Source organism: Mesorhizobium sp. M0174, assembly GCF_040322275.1.
Taxonomy (GTDB): Bacteria; Pseudomonadota; Alphaproteobacteria; order Rhizobiales; family Rhizobiaceae; genus Mesorhizobium.
This window is the reverse complement of sequence record NZ_JAMYTB010000039.1, coordinates 1-18,352: the sequence shown is the minus strand read 5'-3', so window position 1 is coordinate 18,352 and position 18,352 is coordinate 1. Positions and strand designations below refer to the sequence as shown.

Annotated in this window: 12 protein-coding genes and 7 pseudogenes; 7 read left to right on the top strand and 12 right to left on the bottom strand. The window is 58.9% G+C overall.

Annotated features, from left to right (window positions below):
• Positions 1-179, top strand: a pseudogene (locus NKJ13_RS30560) (AAA family ATPase); the annotation flags it as partial.
• A 56-nt stretch (positions 180-235) separates the two neighbouring features.
• A pseudogene (locus NKJ13_RS31715) lies at positions 236-442 on the top strand (IS91 family transposase); the annotation flags it as partial.
• A gap of 277 nt (positions 443-719) precedes the next feature.
• On the opposite strand, the gene NKJ13_RS30555 reads toward NKJ13_RS31715, so the two are convergent.
• Entirely contained in the window at positions 720-1,067 is a 348-nt protein-coding gene (locus NKJ13_RS30555) for a helix-turn-helix domain-containing protein (RefSeq protein WP_352779360.1), read from the bottom strand.
• 189 nt (positions 1,068-1,256) lie between these two features.
• On the opposite strand from NKJ13_RS30555, the pseudogene NKJ13_RS30550 reads away from it, so the two are divergent.
• A pseudogene (locus tag NKJ13_RS30550) lies at positions 1,257-2,355 on the top strand (IS630 family transposase).
• 27 nt (positions 2,356-2,382) lie between these two features.
• On the opposite strand, the pseudogene NKJ13_RS30545 reads toward NKJ13_RS30550, so the two are convergent.
• Both NKJ13_RS30545 and NKJ13_RS30540 read right to left on the bottom strand, forming a co-directional pair.
• Positions 2,383-3,022 (bottom strand): annotated as a pseudogene (locus tag NKJ13_RS30545) (ATP-binding protein).
• An 11-nt stretch (positions 3,023-3,033) separates the two neighbouring features.
• A pseudogene (locus tag NKJ13_RS30540) lies at positions 3,034-3,335 on the bottom strand (IS21 family transposase); the annotation flags it as partial.
• Positions 3,336-3,520: 185 nt separating this feature from the next.
• Here NKJ13_RS30540 and NKJ13_RS31710 point away from each other — a divergent pair.
• Positions 3,521-3,691, top strand: a complete 171-nt coding sequence (locus tag NKJ13_RS31710) for a hypothetical protein (RefSeq protein ID WP_502901958.1) — start codon at positions 3,521-3,523, stop codon at positions 3,689-3,691.
• 684 nt (positions 3,692-4,375) lie between these two features.
• Positions 4,376-5,680 carry an ATP-grasp domain-containing protein gene (locus tag NKJ13_RS30530; RefSeq protein WP_352779357.1) on the top strand — a complete coding sequence of 435 codons (1,305 nt, stop codon included), beginning with the start codon at positions 4,376-4,378 and terminating at the stop codon, positions 5,678-5,680.
• A gap of 222 nt (positions 5,681-5,902) precedes the next feature.
• Here the strand turns inward: NKJ13_RS30530 and NKJ13_RS30525 are convergent, their stop codons facing one another.
• The 8 genes and pseudogenes from NKJ13_RS30525 to NKJ13_RS31705 all read right to left on the bottom strand — a co-directional run.
• Positions 5,903-7,048, bottom strand: a complete 1,146-nt coding sequence (locus NKJ13_RS30525) for a serine hydrolase domain-containing protein (RefSeq protein WP_352779355.1) — start codon at positions 7,046-7,048, stop codon at positions 5,903-5,905.
• A 72-nt stretch (positions 7,049-7,120) separates the two neighbouring features.
• Positions 7,121-7,387, bottom strand: a complete 267-nt coding sequence (locus NKJ13_RS30520) for a hypothetical protein (RefSeq protein ID WP_352779353.1) — start codon at positions 7,385-7,387, stop codon at positions 7,121-7,123.
• A 166-nt stretch (positions 7,388-7,553) separates the two neighbouring features.
• A complete protein-coding gene (locus NKJ13_RS30515; RefSeq protein ID WP_352779351.1) occupies positions 7,554-8,510 on the bottom strand; it encodes an ABC transporter ATP-binding protein in 957 nt (318 codons plus the stop codon).
• Positions 8,511-8,554: 44 nt separating this feature from the next.
• Positions 8,555-9,571 carry an ABC transporter ATP-binding protein gene (locus NKJ13_RS30510; protein WP_352779349.1) on the bottom strand — a complete coding sequence of 339 codons (1,017 nt, stop codon included), beginning with the start codon at positions 9,569-9,571 and terminating at the stop codon, positions 8,555-8,557.
• Positions 9,568-10,461, bottom strand: coding sequence for an ABC transporter permease (locus NKJ13_RS30505; RefSeq protein WP_352779347.1), 894 nt, complete (start codon positions 10,459-10,461; stop codon positions 9,568-9,570). Before NKJ13_RS30505 ends, NKJ13_RS30510 begins: the two co-directional genes overlap by 4 nt.
• Positions 10,458-11,399, bottom strand: a complete 942-nt coding sequence (locus NKJ13_RS30500; RefSeq protein WP_352779345.1) for an ABC transporter permease — start codon at positions 11,397-11,399, stop codon at positions 10,458-10,460. Before NKJ13_RS30500 ends, NKJ13_RS30505 begins: the two co-directional genes overlap by 4 nt.
• A gap of 27 nt (positions 11,400-11,426) precedes the next feature.
• On the bottom strand, positions 11,427-13,007 hold the full coding sequence (locus tag NKJ13_RS30495) for an ABC transporter substrate-binding protein (protein ID WP_352779343.1): 1,581 nt from the start codon (positions 13,005-13,007) through the stop codon (positions 11,427-11,429).
• Between the two features lie 43 nt (positions 13,008-13,050).
• A pseudogene (locus NKJ13_RS31705) lies at positions 13,051-13,431 on the bottom strand (hypothetical protein); the annotation flags it as partial.
• Between the two features lie 1,206 nt (positions 13,432-14,637).
• Between NKJ13_RS31705 and NKJ13_RS30485 the strand changes: the two are divergent.
• Positions 14,638-15,015: a hypothetical protein gene (locus NKJ13_RS30485; RefSeq protein WP_352779340.1), complete on the top strand. Its 378-nt coding sequence runs from the start codon at positions 14,638-14,640 to the stop codon at positions 15,013-15,015.
• 185 nt (positions 15,016-15,200) lie between these two features.
• Here the strand turns inward: NKJ13_RS30485 and NKJ13_RS30480 are convergent.
• Positions 15,201-15,422, bottom strand: a pseudogene (locus NKJ13_RS30480) (transposase); the annotation flags it as partial.
• A 580-nt stretch (positions 15,423-16,002) separates the two neighbouring features.
• Here NKJ13_RS30480 and NKJ13_RS30475 point away from each other — a divergent pair.
• Entirely contained in the window at positions 16,003-17,895 is a 1,893-nt protein-coding gene (locus NKJ13_RS30475; RefSeq protein ID WP_352779337.1) for a CocE/NonD family hydrolase, read from the top strand.
• The last annotated feature ends 457 nt before the right edge of the window (positions 17,896-18,352 follow it).

Below are 18,352 nucleotides of genomic sequence, written 5' to 3'. Positions count from 1 at the left end.
TGCTTCACCATGCGGTCGTCGTCCAGATCGAAGGATCGAGTTATCGGCTCCGCCAGCACGCCGAGCTCATGCCCGAACACTTGCGATCAAAAGCCTCCATCACCCCGCCGACATTAAATCCACCATCGCGACCGCGCGGCCGGCCACCGAAAAATGGACACCCCTCCGCCACAGTCTGAGCGGCGAAACTGGGGAATTTTACTTCGGCACTTTTGGGGAAAATTCGAGCGATATTGACAGCCACCGACGGGATCGGATTGGTCTCCGCGGGCAGATCCTCGACCAGCCATTACCAGCAGGCGGGAAGCCCCAGCCTTACAAATCCCAGCACGGGCAATCCCACGAATGCCCCGACTGCCAGCGTCCCATGCGCAGGACAGGAATCACCGTTGCGCCTGTTTCGCCGCCCCGGCCATCACCTTTCTGGTGCGATACGTCATGAATCCGACAATCTGCCCCCCTTATATGCCTGCAAAACCAAGCGTCACGCCGCGGCGCGACACCGCTCGGCCCCGGCCACACCCAAAGACCGACAGTGTGCATTGAGAGCGCAAAGATCGCCGCCGATCGTCCGGCAAGCTGCTCGCGAAGGTCGCCGGATCAAGCCAATACTCGGTCGTGCCACCGCTGCACGCGACGAATTCGCTATCGCCGTCAAACAGCGTGCCCTACTATCTCCATATCAGCGGCTAACAACCCGCGCCTTACTTCAATCCGGCTTATGTGAGGTCGCTGCGAAGGCGTGGAACCGTCTGAGGCGACCTCATAACCCTCCAGATTCCGACGAAGCCGCCCCTTTGTTCCGATATGATTGCGCCCCCGGATTCCGAGATGATCTCGCCCCTGCGGCTAGTACCTCTGCACAGAGGATATGACGGGTTGGATGGATTGCAGCGGCGGTAGGCTGTTGTGGTCGATGAGCAGTTCGATGCTTCGGCAACACCAGGCTGCCTGCGGATAACGCCTAAGCGCTCAAGGGTCAGCACCATCTGGTGGACTGAAGGCGGGGTGACGCCGAAATAGCGCTGCATGTCGCGTTCGGCCGGCGGCTGGCGGCTGACCTGCATATAAGCCCAGATGAAGGCGAGATACTGACCCTGTTTGTCGGTGAATTGGGGGGCGTGCGGCGGATGCCCGTCAAGTATTTAACTCATTTGTCGATTCATCCGGAACCTTGGCAATCGAAGGAGGCCTTCCGGACGAATGTGCGCTATCGCGTCGATCTCGACCAACCCGAGCGTGATGAACTCACAGCGATGCTGGCAGGCGGCAGGCATCCGGCGCGCAAGCTCAAGCGGGCGTAGATCCTGCTCGCCGCCGATGCCGGCCTGGGTGATGAGGCCATTGCTGCGACAGTGGTGGTCGGCGGCTCCACCGTCTATCGCACCAAGCGCCGTTTCGTGGACATCGGTCTGGAGGCGGCGCTCAGCGAAGAGCCGTGCCTGGCGCGGAGCGCAAGCTGACGGGCAGAGAGGAAGCCCTGCTGGTCGCCGCGGCCTGCTCGAACCCGCCACCGGGCCGAGCCCGCTGGACGCTGGAGCTGCTGGCCGATGAGTTCGTCAAATTGACCGAGCACAAGCAGCTGTCGCGCGAGACGATGCGCCGTCGCCTGGCCGCGAACGATCTCAAGCCTTTGCGCAAGGACATGTGGTGTATTCCCAAGGCCGACGCGGAGTATGTGCGCGCATGGAGGATATGCTCGATCTCTACACCGAAGCCTCCGATCCGCAGCGGCCGGTGGTGTGCTTCCACGAAAGCCCGACCCAGCTCATCGGCGAGGTGCGCCAGCCGATCCCGCCCGCGCCGGGCCGGCTGGAGCGCTACGACTGCGAATACAAGCGCAACGGCACCGCCAACCTGTTCGTCTCCTCGATGCGCACCGATCCTGGCGCAAGGTGAAGGTCACCGATCGGCGCGGGCAGACGAGTTTGCCCACTGCATGCGCGATCTTGCCAATCTCCATTACCCGCAGGCCGAGCGCATCCGCGTCCTACTCGACAATCTGTCGACCCACACGCCCGCCGCGCTCTACCAGAGCGTGCCGGCGTCGGAGGCGCGACGTATCCTCCGACGGTTGGAGTCCCATTACACGCCCAAGCACGCCAGTTGGCTCAACCTGGTCGAGATCGAAATCGGTGTGCTGCGCAGCCAGTGCTCGACCGCCGTATCGAAAGTCGCGCATGCCTCGTCGCCGAGGTCGCCGCTTGGGAACACCAGAGAAACGCCAGTGGCGCCTGCATCAATTGGATGTTCTCGACCGAGCAGGCCCGTCTCAAAATGGCCAAAACCTATCCAAAGCCAACCGCCAAAGAGTATAATCTCTGTGCAGGGGTACTAGGGCTCTGCTGGCGCTGATTGTTGTCATTTCATATGGGTCATGTGTCAAGCTTTTTGCGGCTGCTTTCGCCGCAGGCTTTCGCCCGTCAGATCGATGCGATGAGCGTTGTGAACGAGGCGATCCAAGATGGCGTCGGCATGGTGATGATGGTGGAGCTGAGGCCGTAGCGATCCTCGAGGATTTCAAGGGAGATCGCGCCGGGCCTGATCGTCGAGTGGTTCTAGGCCCCGAGATCAAGGATCAGCAATTGGACGCGGGCGAGCGTGCGTTGCAGGCGTGCGTAGCGACCATCGCCTCTGGAGAGCGCCAGGTTGGCGAACATGCCCGAGCGCGCAGGCCAACCAAGACTCTTGCCGGCCCCTGATGGGCCGCAGATGGCCAGATTGTCGTGGGCATCGATCCAGTCGCCCGCGATGAGCTTGTGGAACAAGGCTCGATAGAGGCCGCGATCGCCACGATAATCCACATCCTCAGGGCGGCCTCCTGGCGCAGCTTGGCAAAGCGCAGGCGGGCGCCGAGCTTGCGATCGTAGCGCCAGCTCCATTCCCGGTCGAGCAACAGCGCCAGCCATTCGCCATGCGACAGCTGTTCGGCCTCGGCATTGGCGGCCAGTTCATTGAACGCTTCGGCCATTCCGGTTAGGCCCATGGCGTTGAGCCGGTCGAGAGTGGGATGTGCAAGCATGTCATTCTCCTTCAGTGGTAATAGCGGGAACCGCGGATATTGGGGTGGTCGATGAGCTCGCGAGCCGTCGCCTGGCGCGACGATGCCCCGTCGAGGTGATCGTCGAGGTTTGAGCGGACTGAGCCATAAGTCCGGGCGTTGATCTCCAGCGCCCGCCGCAGGCGGCGTTGACGCGCTCGCGGCCGAAGCCCTTGACGAGCCGGATGATGCCAAGACAGGCGCGGAAGCCTTGTTCGGGATGCGGCCGATCCGCCGGTATCTTCTGGCACAGCAAGGCCGCATCGGGGCCGATCGCGGAAGCTTCCCGGGTGACCCCATACCCGTCTGATGGTGAAGCGGAACCGCGCCGGCCAGACGCGGGTCGTCAAGAGCGTGGGCGCGAGCGCGGTGTTTTTGCATGCTTTCTCCGGTGAGTTGAAGGCGGTGAGCGTTGTGAACGAGGCGATCCAGAATCGTCGTGCCAGTGTTCCACGGGAACTTGGCTGGTGACGATTGTGGATGCGCGGCCATGGCGATCATCCGATCATCCAGGATTTCCGGAAGGTCGCGGTGCTCGGCGGCACTGAGAACCGACAGGCGCCAGTCGTCGATGCGCGCGAAGGTCGCCATCGCCTGATCGCCATCAAGCTCGCCACCGGCCATCTGCTTGCGCCAAGCATAGAGCTGTGACGGAGCTACGCCGAAGGCTTCCGCAACCTTCGTCACCGACGACCCGCCGCGCTCGCCAGGTCGACCAACGCGCGCTTCTCGGTGCAACTCCACAGCCTCCGTTGCCGCGAGCGCCCGGGCATCGTTCCACGATCTCCGGCCGGCGCGGCACCGCTAAGCTCGGCGACCATATCGCCCTTGGCATGTTCCAATGTCATGGCCCGAAAGCTCCATGTTCATCGGCCTATTGCAAGGTGCCTTGCCGCATCACTTACAGCGCAGGTCACTATCCACCACCGGGTTGAGATCTTTGATGAAGCCTGAGCTTCCGAATCCGCGACCAGCGCGGCGTTCGGCCACACTTCGACTAGCGGGACGTCTGCGGACCGCGTTCGGACTCTGCGCTTGCGGCGACCAGCCCTCCCTCATGATAAAGGCGGTAAGTGCGGTTGATCCCTGACGGCTCGAATCGCTCGCTTGCCGAGCAGTTCGCCATCGCCGCCTGACCTGAAGCTCGCCGATCCTCCTCGAATGCTGCTTTAGCTATTACAACAAAACCTCCAAATATCTTTACGGAATCATTACGAATGCAAGTCGGCGACAATGATATATTCAAAGAAAGTCTGAGGTCAGGCACGGCTGAAAAACCGAGTTTTCGGTTTGCGCTCAGGCGGCCACACAACAAGCAATGTTGGAGTTAACAGCATGGCGGGAAGAGCGCTTATCCTGGTTGAAGGCGCAAGTAATATGCTGCGGTACGTCCAAACGGCTCAGCATCATGGCCTTCATCCAATCGCCCTGTCGGCTAACCCAACCCGGTACGAATATCTTGCGGCAGAAAGCATTGAGACAATACGTGTGGATACAAACAGTATCGATGCGCTGATCCACGCATGTTCCCGGCTGGGTGCAGCCTATGACATTGCTGGCATTACGTCCGCCACGGAGTTGACCTATGCGACAGTTGGCAAGCTTTGTCGGCATTTCGAACTGCCAGGGCCGAACCCTACGTCTATTGAACGATGCTGCGATAAATTCGTTCAACGTCAGCTTCTCGCCGAGGCCGGCATTCCGATACCGGCTTATCGCTTGGCAGCGAACGCGACGGACGTAGAACGCTCCGGCGCGGAGATCGGCCTGCCGGTGGTTCTTAAGCCAGCCGTAGGCATCGGCAGCATCGGTGTCCGACTGTGCCGCAATGTCGATGAGTTGGCCGAACATACGACCTATCTGTTGGGCGGGAAGCACATACCGCGGTCTTCGCCGAGGATACTGGTCGAAGAATTCGCACAAGGTCCCCATTATTGGACCGAGATAATGGGAGATGAGGTCATTGGAATTGGCACCTCTGACTTCGGCCCACCGCCGCATTTCGTCTGTCATCAGTATACCTTTCCGGCTCCGCTGACTGATACCGAGCATGAGCTTATCACCGATGTTTCGCTGAGTTGTTTGCGGGCTCTCGGCCTTGGCTGGGGGCCGACGAACATTGAATTCCGGTGGACGAAGCGCGGCCCAGTCGTCATTGAAGTCAATCCGCGTCTTAGCGGCGCGCCCGGACCTGAAGTGGTTCAGGCGGCTTGCGGAATCGATCTCCTGACAGAGCACATCAAGCTTGTCATCGGCGACGAATGGAATTTGTGCAGAAGCCATTCGCAGACTGGGGCTGCGCGATTCCTCGTTGCGGATCGCGATGGCATCGTCGATCGGATCGATGGCGTCAGTCGGGCAGCTGCGATACCAGGTGTCGTCGAAGTCAAATTGAATGTTGAACCAAAAACACCCATCGTTAGAAAAGGCGATGAGCGAGACTGTATCGGACATGTCGTCGCCGCTTCACCCACGCTTGCTCGGACCCAGGCGATACTTCAGCGGGCCACCGACCTAATCGATTGTTCGATCACATCATTTCCGGCCCGCGGCGAACATGAACAAATCTGCCTCTCGGACGAGATAGACGACAATCGTTTTTTTGTTCCCTCTATGATAACTCCTCCTCAAACCAAGTAGAGTTGATACGCGCAGTTTCAGCGGAAGGTCGATTTCAAGCGGTTCTGCGCCGCGCGACATTGCATCGGCGTGTCATCAGTAGGTCGAGGTCGTCCCTGAGCGCGCTGACGCTGGAATAAGCGTCTGCTCGCATTGCCGCGGCGGCCGAATTAAGGGGTACGCAGTAGCTTGCCGCGCAGGGTCCGGACGAGCACCATGCCGAAGCGGTTGGCAACCGGCGCATCACTCTGCAGCGACCTCGGCCATCATCTTCACCAGAGGACCGATGAAGTCGCGCACGGAGGCGCTCTGGTTTTCGAGAACGCTGAAGTAGACGACCGCGGTGTCGGTGTCGGGGTTCGCGAGCATGAATTGGCCGCCGTAACCGCCGTGACCGAGCCATGTGCCGTCGGTGAACGTCTGGCGGCTATATCGCGAGACGCTCGGGCCTTCCCCTGCAACTGTTCGATAGACAGGGCCGGGATTGCGGCGTGTCGCTTCGATGAAGGCGGCATCGCCGACCCGGCGGCCATCGATGCCCTCGCCCTTGCGCGCAAACAGCAGCCCGTAGCGTGCGAGATCGCGGGCGGTGAGGCAGGCGCCACCGCAGACCAGCGGCACACCCTCTCGGTCGCAGGTGATATGGAAGCATCCCTCGAGGCCTGCCGCCTCGACGATCTCGATCAGCCAGTCGCGTAGCGGCCGGCCGCTGACGCGCTCGACGATCCAGCCAAGCACATCGGTGTTGGTCGACTTATACAGCGCCTCTCCGGTGCGATTCGCCAGGTCGCCGCCGGTGATGCCGCAGACGAAGGAGCGGGTCGTCTCTTCCTTTTGACCCTCGGGCGGCAGGCGAAAGCCGGTGGCGTAATCCAGTTGGTGGACCGTCGACTGGGGGTCGTTGTAGTCCTCGGTGAAGTCGTTGGCGACGTTCATGTCGGCGACCGCCCTGACGGTAGCCTCGGCGTAGCCCGTACCGATCTCCGGGAGATAGGTGCGTACTTGGTCATCGAGGTTGACGAGGCCGTCGGCCACTACGCGGCCGAGCATCAGGTTGAGGGTCGTCTTGGTGATAGACATAATGGGATGCGGCCTGTCGGGCCCGAAGTCGGGCGCATAGGCCTCGTAGAGGACGCGCTCTCCGCGTACTACGACGATGGCCGAGAAATGTGGCATGGCCAGATAGCGTGCGACCTCGGGCCGCTCGCCGATGGTCCAGTCAATCTCCTTCCTGAGTGGCAAGACGCGGGGGGCGCGCATCGAAAAGCCATAGCGCAAGGTGGTGTGGAGGTTGTGAAAGCCAGCGCGGCGGTAATCGGGCAAGTTCCAGCGCGCCTTGTGGTCGAACAAGGTGACCAGGTCGGGATTGGCGATCGAGGGCAGCGTCATGTGGCGGGCCTTTCCAAGTTGGGGTAGTTCGTGGGACTGATCAACGGGCGCACGCTGCGCGTTTGAATGGTTTCATTCCCAAATTCCGATGTCGTCGTTGTGCCGAGGGCAGTGAACCCGGCGGCCCGTCCGCGACGAAAAAGAAGCTGTCGTGCTGAAGTGGTAGCCTTTGAATTGCCGGCTTTCTTTGTCTTGAGGACAACCGACTTCGCTAGCTCCGAGATTCTTGCGAAAGGAATGGTATGCCATCGAAAAGCCCCCTGTGCGCGAAGCCGACGAACGCAGCATCTTCGTTGATGCACGGTTGACCTCGTCGTGCGCCTCGCGGGCCAGGCGCATCGATTTCGCCAATGTCACTTAGCCCGCGCGCATGAGCGCACCGATGTCGTCGTACTTTATGTATTCGTCGCATTTTCATCGGCGTTTATTTTCTTCACATGGTCTGGGAGGAGCCTTGGATGCTTGTCATTTCAGGGTCGTCCCAGCTAAAGACAGCCGTTTCTGCTCAAACGAGTATTTCGCTTTCGCGCTCCAGCGGGAAATGGCATCTGAAGCTGTGCTCCGTATCACCTGGGCTTGTTGAAGGTTCAGGGAAGACGCAGCTACAGATGTCCTGCGCATAGCGACAGCGCGTGTGAAACTCGCAGCCGGATGGCCGCCTCATCAGGCTAGGCACCTCACCCTTAAGCTCAATCCTATTGAGCACCGCATCCGGGTCAGCCTCGGGATTGGCCGCAAGCAGCGCTTCGGTATAGGGATGTCGTGGTTGATGGAAAATACGCTCGGTCGAGCCGACTTCCATGAAGCGGCCGAGATACATAATCGCCATGCGGTCGGTTATGTGGCGTACCACATTGAGATTGTGCGTAATTATGAGGATCGCGATGCCGAGTTGATCCTGCAGGCGCGTAAGAAGGTTGAGCACCTCGCCCTGCACCGAGACGTCGAGGCCTGCGGTCGGCTCGTCGGCGATGATCAAGTCTGGATTGAGCGCAAGGGCCCGCGCGACGCTCACGCGCCTGGCCTGACCGCCGGAAAGCTGATGGGGATACCGGCCAACAAAATCCGCCGGCAAGCCCACCATTCGCAGCAGGCGCGTCGCTTCGGCTCCGGCATCGCGATCCTTTAGCCCGTGTATGCAGAAGGGCTCCGTCAGGAGCGATCGCACGGTCAGCCTTGGCGAGAGTGAACCGATCGGATCTTGGAACGTCATCGCCATGCGCCGCAAATAGGGCTTGCGTTCGGCCGCGCTGAGTGCCGTGAGTTCCTGTCCATCGAAGCTGATGCTGCCGCTCACAGCCCGCTGCAAGCCGATTATCGTGCGAGCGATGGTGGATTTTCCTGAGCCGCTTTCGCCGACAAGGGCCAGCGTCTCGCCCTTGTGGATTTGAAAGGAGATACCGCATAATGCATCGATGAAAGGTGCTTTCGTTCCGGTTGCGAGCGCCTTGATCGGTCCCATCGTGCGGAAGCGGACGCAGAGGTCCTGAACGCGGAGAAGGGCACTCATACCGAAACCAACCGCTCTTCATCGAGCAGATGGCATCGGGCGGTCTGCTCCAAGCCGGTGGGGTGCTCGATTGGTATCTCATGGACACAGCGATCGAACGCCTGTGGGCATCGCGCGCTGAAGATGCACCCTTTTTTGTGGCCGAGGAGACTGGGCACCTCGCCGGAAATGGTCGGCAAAGTGCGGGTCGTTTGTCTGATCCGCCCCGGATCGCACTCAAGCAGCGCGCGGGTATAGGGGTGACAAGGATTATGGAAGATGTCGCGTACGGCCCCGTGCTCCACCACTTCGCCCGCATACATGACCACGACCCGGTCACACAGCTCAGCCACCGCGCCGAGATGGTGGGAGACAAAGAGGATTGAACACCCGATCTCCTTCTGCAGATCTTTGAGGAGATGAATGATCTGGACTTCCAGCGTTGCATCGAGCGCAGTGGTTGGCTCGTCGGCGATGAGGAGCGCGGGTCTTACAAGTAGTGCCATTGCGATGCAGATGCGCTGACGCATGCCGCCGGAAAACTGATGCGGATAGGCGTCGATCCGGCTTTGCGGATCGGGAATGCCGACCCGGTGAAGCATCTCGATGGCACGAGCGCGCTTCTCGCCCCAGCCTCGTTGTTCGTGGTGCTGGATGTCGATCATCTGGTTTTCGATGGTCCGCACCGGATTGAGTGCGGTCATTGGGTCCTGAAAGATCATCGAAAGACGATCGCCGAGCAGGTTCCGACGCGCTGGAGCGGCCATTTTGAGTAGATCCCGACCTTCGAAAAGGATGCTGCCGGCGGCAATATCCGCGTTTTCAGAAAGCAAGCCCATCACCGTATAGGCGAGGGTCGACTTTCCGGATCCGCTTTCGCCGACGATGCCAACCACCTGCGCGACCGGCACATCGAGCGAAACGTTCCGCAGCGCATGAATACGGCCGCGGGGCGTACCGAAATCGAGATCGAGCCCACGAATCTCAAGGAGTGGACGGGCGGACGTATGTTGTGTCAGACCGTCGCGTCTCATAGTTCTTTCCGCAATTTGGGATCGAATATGTCGCGCAGCGCCTCTCCCAGGAATGTGAAGCCTAGCGTTGCGAGAACGATCGGAATGCCTCCGGCGATCACCAGCCAGGGCGTGTTTTGGATGTAATTATAGCCATCGTTCAGGATAGCTCCCCAATCGGGCGTCGGTGGGCGTACGCCCAAGCCAAGAAAGCTGAGACCTGCCTCAACGGCAATGACAGCCGGCACGTCCATGCTCACCAGAATGATAAGCGGGCCGATGACATTAGGCAGTACGTGCACGGCGAGGATGCGCGTCGTGCTGGCGCCCATGCTGCGCTCCGCGGCAATATATTCACTGTTGCGAAGCGCCTCTGTCTGAGTCCGCGCGACTCTCGCATAAATAGGCATGGAGGTTATTGCGATGACGAAAATGACGCTCCCTAGACTGGGTCCAAGCAGCCCGATTATGGCCAATGCAAAAATAATGCCAGGAAAGGAGCGGATCGTATCGAAAAAAAGGAGGAGCAAATTGTCCAGCCACCTCGGCCCGAAGCCTGCGATCAGACCAAGCGCCAGGCCGACCACTAGTGAACTGCCGAGGGAGGCGAAAGCGACGAGTAGCGGGATCCGGCCGCCCATGATGACGCGCGAGAATGTGTCGCGGCCCAGTTGATCGGTGCCCAGGAGAAAATCCCGTGAAGGGTCTGCCAAACGCGGCCCGACCATGATGCGGATCGGATCATGTGTAATGATGAGCGGAGCGAACATCGCGCTCGAGAAGACGAGCACGACGAGCACGGTTCCAAGCACGCCCAGACGGTTCTTGTGCAATTGTCGGAGAAACGTGCCCAAGGCGCCGGGGCCGTGCTCTTCATTGGCTTCGCCACGGATGGACTCAACCCCAGTCATGCTAGGTTCTCGCGGGTTCGAGGATCGAGAGACGCAGCGATCAGATCGGAGACCGTGGTGGCGACGACCGTAAGAAAGGTGGTGACGAGCACAATCCCCATTACGACCGGATAGTTGCGCGCATTGACCGCCTGCACGATCAACGCACCGATGCCAGGTCTTGCGAAAACCACCTCGATAAAGACAGCAGACGAGAGCAACCATGCCATGCCCACGCCGAGGATGGTCACGGTCGGCAGGATCGCGAGCGGTAAAGCGTAACGCGAAACGATGCGCCATTCCGAAATCCCGAAGGAGCGAGCCATGCGTACGTGGTTCTCACCCAGGATTTCGAGCATGGATGCCCGTACCAGTCGGGAGATATATCCAACCCAGCCGACGCCGATGGCGAAGGCCGGCAGAATGAGATGGACGAATCCGTCTCCAAAGCCCTCGCCGGTCCCAATTGCTGGCAACCAACCCAGGGCCACAGCGAATATCAGAAGGGCGTAAACTGCCATGACAAACGATGGAATGGCGATCGTGGCGACCGCCATGACGCCGACAACCTGATCGATCACAGAATTTCGCCTCATGGCCGAGTAACAGCCGAGCGGCACCGCGACCGCGACCGGCCATAAGATCGAGACGAAGATGAGTTCGATTGTATAGGGCAGCTGCTCGAACACGATGTCCGCAACAGGTCGCTGGCTGAACACATCAAAACCGAGATTGCCTTTGAGCAGCCCTCCGAAGAAGGTGGCGATCTGCACGGCAAGCGGTTTGTCCAGCCCCATCTTCTGATGAAGCTGCGCTACTATCTCTGGCGTCGCGCTTTGGCCGAGCAGAATTGCGGCAGGGTCTCCCGGTACGGCATGAATCATCAGGAAGAGAAGCGCCACCGCGATCACAACTATTGCGACCGCGAGGCAGATCCGCTTGAGCGCATAGAGCCACATGTTCTAATCAGACCACGTAACTCAAGCCTAAACCGGCTTAAAAGCTAGATACAACGGCACTCCATCCGGGCGGGTTGCAGCCTGCATTTGCGTTGTGCGATACATGACTGGACTGCCCCCATGGGTCAGGAACCGGTAGGCGCCCGAATCCTCCATGAGATCCTGCATTTCGTAGTACCGCTTCGCCCGCTCCTTCGGGTCGCTGATCGCGATCGCCTCTGACGCCAGTTCATCATAGCGCTTGCTGCGGAAGCGCTCCCAATTCCAGATGCCCACCTGATCTTGTTTGAAGGCGTACGTCGGATAGGACGGATCCGGCATCGAGGAAAAGTAGTTGACGATGAGCTGCATCTCCTTCCAGCGCTCGCCTTGAGACTCCATGCCGAGGGTATTGATTGTGCCGGAATCCAGGACATTGACCTCAAGGGTAATGCCGATCTGCGACAACTGCGCCTGCACTATCTGGGCTATGGTCGTATTGGCGCTCCTATTGGAGCAAGCGATCGTTAGGGTTAGATCATTCAAGCCGGCTTTTCCCAAGAACTCCTTGGCCTTTACGAGATCGCCTTCCGGCGGAACGAGCGCCTTGTCGCGATGTCCGACGATACCCGGAGGAATCAGCCCCGTTGAGACGGCTGCCTGACCCGCAAAGGCAGCATCCAGGACTTGCGGCACATTGATTGCCCATTGGATCGCCTTTCGGACATTGATATCCTTAAGTTTCGGGTGATCCATGTTCATTCCGATCCACCAGTAAAAAAGCGAGGAGTGCTCTTCAAGCTTGGTCTCGGCCGGTGGAGCGCTCTTGAACTTCGCCAGCGAATCTAAAGAAACTTGAGTGAAGTCGATGTCGCCCGCTTGATAGGCTCGCTCAGCCGCCTTGTCGTCGCCGATTGGAACGATGCGGATTTCGTCGAAGCCCGGTTTCGGCCCTGACCAATCGGGATTGCGCGCCAGTAGCAGGTATTGGTTCGGCTTCCAGTCAGCGAGCACATATGGGCCGGAAAAAGCCGGCGGCTTCATGCCCAAACTGCCGCCTTCCCCGCCTGCCTTCATCATTGCATCCTCAGAAAGGATATGGCCAACCGAAAAGGGTAACGAGATGTTCCAGAGCGGGACGAACGGCGTCTTCAGCACGATGACTCCCGTGTAGTCGTCCTCAATTTCAACGCGATCGAGCGAACCCCATTCGCTCTTCACCGGCGAATTGAGCTTGATCACGCGCTCAAACGAGAATTTGATATCCTTGGCGGTCATTTCCCCATAACCGCCAGTGAACTTGATTCCTTTCTTCAGGCGGAAGCGGATATGAGTGGGATCCACCTGTTCGACCTTTTCTGCCGCTTCCAGCTCCCACGCCCATTCGGAGCTCGGTTTGTAGTGCGTGAGTTTTGAGTAAATGCAACTCATCACGTCCACTTCCTGAGGTAGATTGTAGAAGGCGGGGTCGACGTTGGTGAAATCACTACTCACGCGCGCCTTGAGAACCTTACCCTCGGATGCCCAGATGGCCTGCGACAATGGTAGGCCGGCGAGAACACCCCCGCCGAGCGCGGCGCCCGTTTTGAGAAAGCCTCGGCGGCTCACGTGGAATTGCATGTTTTTCATGATTTCCTCCCAGTTAACAGTTCCCATGCACAGCTGAGCTGGCTTAGTTTTTTGCCAACATAGAGGCGGGACTACTTCTTCGCAGTCGAAAAAAACTCAACTGCCGCGTTGTTTTTTTTCGTGCGACTCTGACCTGACAGTCGACGCATGATGGAGTTCTGCGGACGAACCTTTGACGAACCTTTAATGTGGACGACGCACTTTGCTGAAACAGCGGCGCAACCCAATCAGCGGAATGGCTCGGCTCACGTCCCGGCATATGTGGACAGCTCCCTCCACACGCGCGAGCCATGAGCCTTCGGTGATCGATTTGCGGGTCAGCCAGGTCAGGCGCGACATCGCGCCAATGATTAGCAGTCGGTGATATGCAGCGGCCCGCCTTAGAAATGCGTCCGAGCCGCTCTTTTCCACCGGAGGAGAATTGGCGCGGAACAAGACCTAGCCATGCGGCAAAGTTTGCGCCCGCACCGAAAGCTCTCTATGGGGGGCAAAGGCCTCAACAGCCAAGGCGGTCAACGGGCCGACACCTGGACTTGTTTGTAGTCGCCGAGCCGTGTCGGTTTCAGCCGCCAGCAAGCTCTCCCGTCATCGACGCCCCGTCGAGCTGAAAAACCGTCTTTGCCAAATCCATGCCGTCTGGGGGGCGGCAACCACTCCTTCTTTCATCGAGAGTAGAGTAGGCAATGAGCGCCATGCCGCCTTTCAACGGCTGGTTTCTCACTGCCTCTCGCCGAGCCGGACGTGCGCCTTTCGTTGCGCATCCGGCTCTCCAGAATACACGGCGAAGTCAGGCGTTTCCATCCATGCGAGACGGAACCGGCATGTGGGTGTCCAGGCGAGCAGATGTTGCTCGATCGGACCCTCGCGCCAAAGCCGTCTCATTGTGCGGCGACTGCTGGGTTGATCTTCCCATGAGTCGCGTTCTCGTGCTTTTGGGCGTTTCTTTCGCAACCAACGCCAGATTCGCATGCCCGTGTACCAGTCAAGACTTGTGAACACCCGGCCTGCCATAGGCGCAGTGACGATAATAGTTCGCCCATCGACGCAGGTTCGGATTGATCTCTTTGAGATTATTGCAAACCTAGACGAGGTGTTGCGACCTGTCAGTTGCTTGACTTTCCGACGAAGATCACTGGCCTTGGCCTTGGGGATTTGGACGCGCGGGCCGTAGCCAGAGCGTTTGTCCCACATATGCCGAAGCGGAATCCGAGGAACTCGAACCCGTCCGTCATGGACGTGACCTTCGTCTTTTCCGATGACAACCGGCGAAGGTATTCCGCCCGCGCCGTCTTTCCGCGTGGGCATCTTCCTTCGTCCCCGAGACAAGAACCACAAAATCATCCGCGTAGCGCACAGGCAAGAACGCACAGCGCCCGGCTGTACGCCGAGCGCACCTCGCTGCCGCCATTCCGTTTTTCTGGTGACGGCCCCGCGTCTGGCGTTGGTAGGTCCACCGCTGGTAACGTTCCTCAATCGCACTGAGCACGATATTGGCAAGCAATGGTGAGATCACGCCCTGAACGCAAAAGGTAACTTCGGTCGAAGGACGGCGCATTACCATTTGAGGAGGGCGGTTCGCCGGGTCGCAGGCCTAGTCGGTTGCGCCGGGATCGAGTGGCGGATCGTGATGATGTCGTCATCCACCAAGACCTCCTTGACCAACAAGCGGACGATTCTCGGACGGTCGCTGGTTTCCAAAGTCTCTGCCGATTGCCGCAGGCGTTGGAGGAAAGAGGCCAATGTTTCGGCCAATCGCATGAATGACATGCGGTCGGCGGCCTGGCATGGGGCCGCGCAGTTCGTCCAAAGGCAGGAGATCTTCCGGGTAGGCGGTCAAGAGGCGCTCGATGCCTTTGCCGGCCGGCGTGAGGTCGCGTTCGACCGCCTCCTGCCGTTTCTTCGGTGGCTCGCTCGCACGGGCCGCATCAAGGCGACGGTCAAGCTCAGCGGTGGTAAGCTCAGGTCCCTCGATCAGCAAAATGACCTCCTGCCACACGATGTAATCTAGTTTCCGTCCATAGACGCACGTATTCTGGTGTGTTTACAATCACTTGTCCTTAACTGGATGCTCCTTTTCGCGTCGTGGACAGGATCAAGGGCGCTGGGCTATCGAGCAGACAGGTTGTGGGCGCGATTACGCGCACGCCACGAGCCGGCTCTGGCCGGTGCGACGCAATTCCAATAGCGGCGGCATCAGGTCGGCTTGAGGCGCGTGAAGACGACGAGATTGTAAGCCACGATCGAGGACCACACGTAGCTCTTGAAATGATCAAGGCCGCGCCAGGTGCAGCGCGCCAACCCATAAGCGCGCTTGAGGCATGGGATGTCGGCCTCGATGCCGGCCCGGACTTTGCGCAGCTTGCGGTAGAGCTTTTTGCTTCTGACCATGTCCTCGATCCTGAGGCCGGCTTTCTTGCGCCTGCCTCACCGCCCGCGATCTCGCACGCTAGGGGCTGCTGTTTGCGCGCAAGGGCGAGGGTATCGACGGCCGCCGCGTCGGTGATCCCGCCTTCATCGAAGACACTCGCCGTGATCCAGGCCCTCCCCTACAGAAGCCGCGCGACTGGATGCGCTATAGCCGCCAGAGCACGTTCCTCGGCCATGGAGGCTTCGGCGGACAGTACATGCTCGCAAACCCCGACACTCGCACTGCAGTAGTCTACAGTAGTCTATTTCAGTGTGCTTGAGAACAGTAGCGCCACGGACGCTAACTTAGCGGCCCTTTGGTAAAGATGATGGCAGACGTCGCTGCGCAACTATGACCTGATTGTCGACCTCCCCGCACGTTGCGAAAGCCAACGAGGTCGCAACCTACATTCGCGCGAAGTACTTCAGGTTCTCGATGCGTTGCAGAAAAAATCTAACCTCTCGGTTGATTTTTATTACGGCTGTGAAGCGGGTATCCCGTGCTATGAACGCCGCAACAAACTTCAAGGCGACCCCTATCTGCACGCGGGAAATCGCTCAGCCGAAAGATCAGTTAGGAGTATCTGCGATGTCTACCGAGGCTCTTGCAGTGTCAGCGGGCTTGCATGCACCCAATGATGACTACCGTCTCTTGCCGAGTATTAAGGTTCCGATGCGAGACGACGTCAACCTTGCAACCGACGTCTATCTTCCGAATGGGCCTGGGCCGTTTCCTATAATTCTGATCCGCACACCATACAACAAAAACGACTATCGTCCCGCATGGGTGGCGCAAGGCACCTCCTCCGCAGTGCAACGCGGTGGCCGGACAGTCGACGTGTCTAGACACAGGAGAGTTGTCGATGGCTTCATCGGCGCCAGAGTTGTCGATGTCTTCATCGGCGCCAGCTACGCCTTGGTCATCCAGGACTTTCGCGGAAAGTACGAATCCGAAGGCGTCTTTCAGTACAGCAAATCTGAACGACGCGACTTCGAGGACACTGCCAGATGGCTTGACGCGCAGCCGTGGTCTGCGCGGCGAATGGGCATGTGGGGCTGTTCTTATTTGGGCCATGTTCAAGCGGTGGCCTCAGTTACCGACACACCTAGCCTCAAAGCGGTTAATCCAAACGGTGTCCAGGGAGCATGGAGTACTGCCCTCGGCCGTTACTCCGGTATGGCGACTTACCGGGGCGGCGCGCGCGAGTACGCCAGCATGCTCGACTGGTTTGCCAGTCCCGCCAATGCGTCTATTTTTCTTAAACCAGACCCGGCCGTGGATTCGGAAACGTGGGCGCGATTCCATAATTGTTATGACCCTAGGCCCGATTACAAGATCGACTTCGACAAACTAGCGCGAGATCTTCCACTGTTAGGGATTCTCGACCGCGCAGGTTTGCCACCCACCGAATTCAACAAGCTTATGTCCAATCTGCCGGAGTCAAGGTATTGGTCCGACGATAATGAGATGATTAACAATAAGGACAAGATCTACACTCCGGCGCTATGGATGAACAACTGGAACGACATTCTGCCTGGTGAGGCGATCGACGGCTTCAACTGGGCTAAGACGAATGCAGCGAATGCCGCCGCGCGCGACAATCAATATTTAGTGATCGGGCCTGGGCATCACTGTGACTTAGGGCGCGGCGAGAGCGAAAACGCAGAGATAGATGATCTTGAAGTGGGCGATACGCGTTTTCCCTTTTGGGACATCGTGCTTAAATGGAACGATCGCTGGGTGAAGGGCGATGTCCGTGCAATCGACGGGATGCCAAAAGTCACTTACTGGCTTTACGGCAAGAACGAATGGCGGACCTCCACCGACATGCCGGTGCCAGGCACGCTCTACCAAGATTGGTATCTTTCAAGCCAAAGTGGGGCAAACAGCCTTGACGGAGACGGCAAGCTTTCCCTCGCCCCCGCCCCCACGTCAACCCGAGACACTTATCGATATGATCCGAGAGATCCGGTGCCGACAGAGGCTGTAGCGTGGAACGTGCTATTGACCGACCAACGCTCGGTCGAAGCGCGGCACGACGTCTTAGTTTATACGAGCGAGCCACTCAGGCAAGGGCTCACCGTGGTCGGCGCAATCAAGATGGTCCTGCATGTTTCCTCTTCTGCCGTCGACACCGATTTTACGGGTAAGTTAGTCGACGTATATCCCGACGGACGCGCCATCCAGCTCCAGCTTGGCATTCTTCGAGCTCGGTACCGAAATGGCTTCCTCGAGCCGGAATTGCTTACCCCTGGAAAGACTTATGAGATTGAGGTCGAGCTGAATGCAATCGCCAACTGGTTTGCTCCGGGACATCGTATCCGGCTCGAAGTGAGTTCCAGCAACTTTCCGCGTTTCGACCGCAACTTGAATACCGGAGGAAACGGCTTCTTAGAAACAGAAGGTTTAGTGGCACAGAACACCATAATATCAGGACCATCTACACCTTCGCGGCTAGTGCTACCGATAGCCCCTGATTGAGTTTCTATCGCAAACATCGACAGTATCGCTGATCTGTGAGCTATCGCGCTGCTGACAACTGTCAGGACGTGCGCCGTTAAGGCTACAAACTGATACTCCGCGTCTACGGTCAGGGTGTGAAGAAAATATCCCCACCCTGATGCCGCCTTGCTGAGGAAGGCTGGAGCCTGCAACAGCCAATCGGTGAACCACCGTTCGATCAGCACGGCCAGATCGTTCGACCCACACATGAGCGAGCCTCCCACCCTTATCCGCAGTCGTGCGGCATGGGTCATTAACTCCCGCGCGGCGGATAGATACCAGTAGGTGTCGCGAACATTGGCGTGTGTTGGCCGAATTGAGAAACTGACCCCCCCTATTGCCTCACCGAGGAATGTTACCGAACGCGATAGGGCCGACATGGGCCCTTTCTCCATCCGTCGCGGCGGAGGGAGATAGCGGCCAGCTCTTCATCCAA

What these genes read in the sequence shown, in the direction of transcription:
- NKJ13_RS30495 (WP_352779343.1), bottom strand. Translation starts at nt 13,007, where the DNA reads ATGAAAAACATGCAATTCCACGTGAGCCGCCGAGGCTTTCTCAAAACG.
- NKJ13_RS30505 (WP_352779347.1), bottom strand. Translation starts at nt 10,461, where the DNA reads ATGACTGGGGTTGAGTCCATCCGTGGCGAAGCCAATGAAGAGCACGGC.
- NKJ13_RS30525 (WP_352779355.1), bottom strand. Translation starts at nt 7,048, where the DNA reads ATGACGCTGCCCTCGATCGCCAATCCCGACCTGGTCACCTTGTTCGAC.
- NKJ13_RS30485 (WP_352779340.1), top strand. Translation starts at nt 14,638, where the DNA reads ATGTCGTCATCCACCAAGACCTCCTTGACCAACAAGCGGACGATTCTC.
- NKJ13_RS30520 (WP_352779353.1), bottom strand. Translation starts at nt 7,387, where the DNA reads ATGCGCCTGGCCCGCGAGGCGCACGACGAGGTCAACCGTGCATCAACG.
- NKJ13_RS30500 (WP_352779345.1), bottom strand. Translation starts at nt 11,399, where the DNA reads ATGTGGCTCTATGCGCTCAAGCGGATCTGCCTCGCGGTCGCAATAGTT.
- NKJ13_RS30555 (WP_352779360.1), bottom strand. Translation starts at nt 1,067, where the DNA reads ATGCAGGTCAGCCGCCAGCCGCCGGCCGAACGCGACATGCAGCGCTAT.
- NKJ13_RS31710 (WP_502901958.1), top strand. Translation starts at nt 3,521, where the DNA reads ATGCGCGGCCATGGCGATCATCCGATCATCCAGGATTTCCGGAAGGTC.
- NKJ13_RS30510 (WP_352779349.1), bottom strand. Translation starts at nt 9,571, where the DNA reads ATGAGACGCGACGGTCTGACACAACATACGTCCGCCCGTCCACTCCTT.
- NKJ13_RS30530 (WP_352779357.1), top strand. Translation starts at nt 4,376, where the DNA reads ATGGCGGGAAGAGCGCTTATCCTGGTTGAAGGCGCAAGTAATATGCTG.
- NKJ13_RS30475 (WP_352779337.1), top strand. Translation starts at nt 16,003, where the DNA reads ATGTCTACCGAGGCTCTTGCAGTGTCAGCGGGCTTGCATGCACCCAAT.
- NKJ13_RS30515 (WP_352779351.1), bottom strand. Translation starts at nt 8,510, where the DNA reads ATGGGACCGATCAAGGCGCTCGCAACCGGAACGAAAGCACCTTTCATC.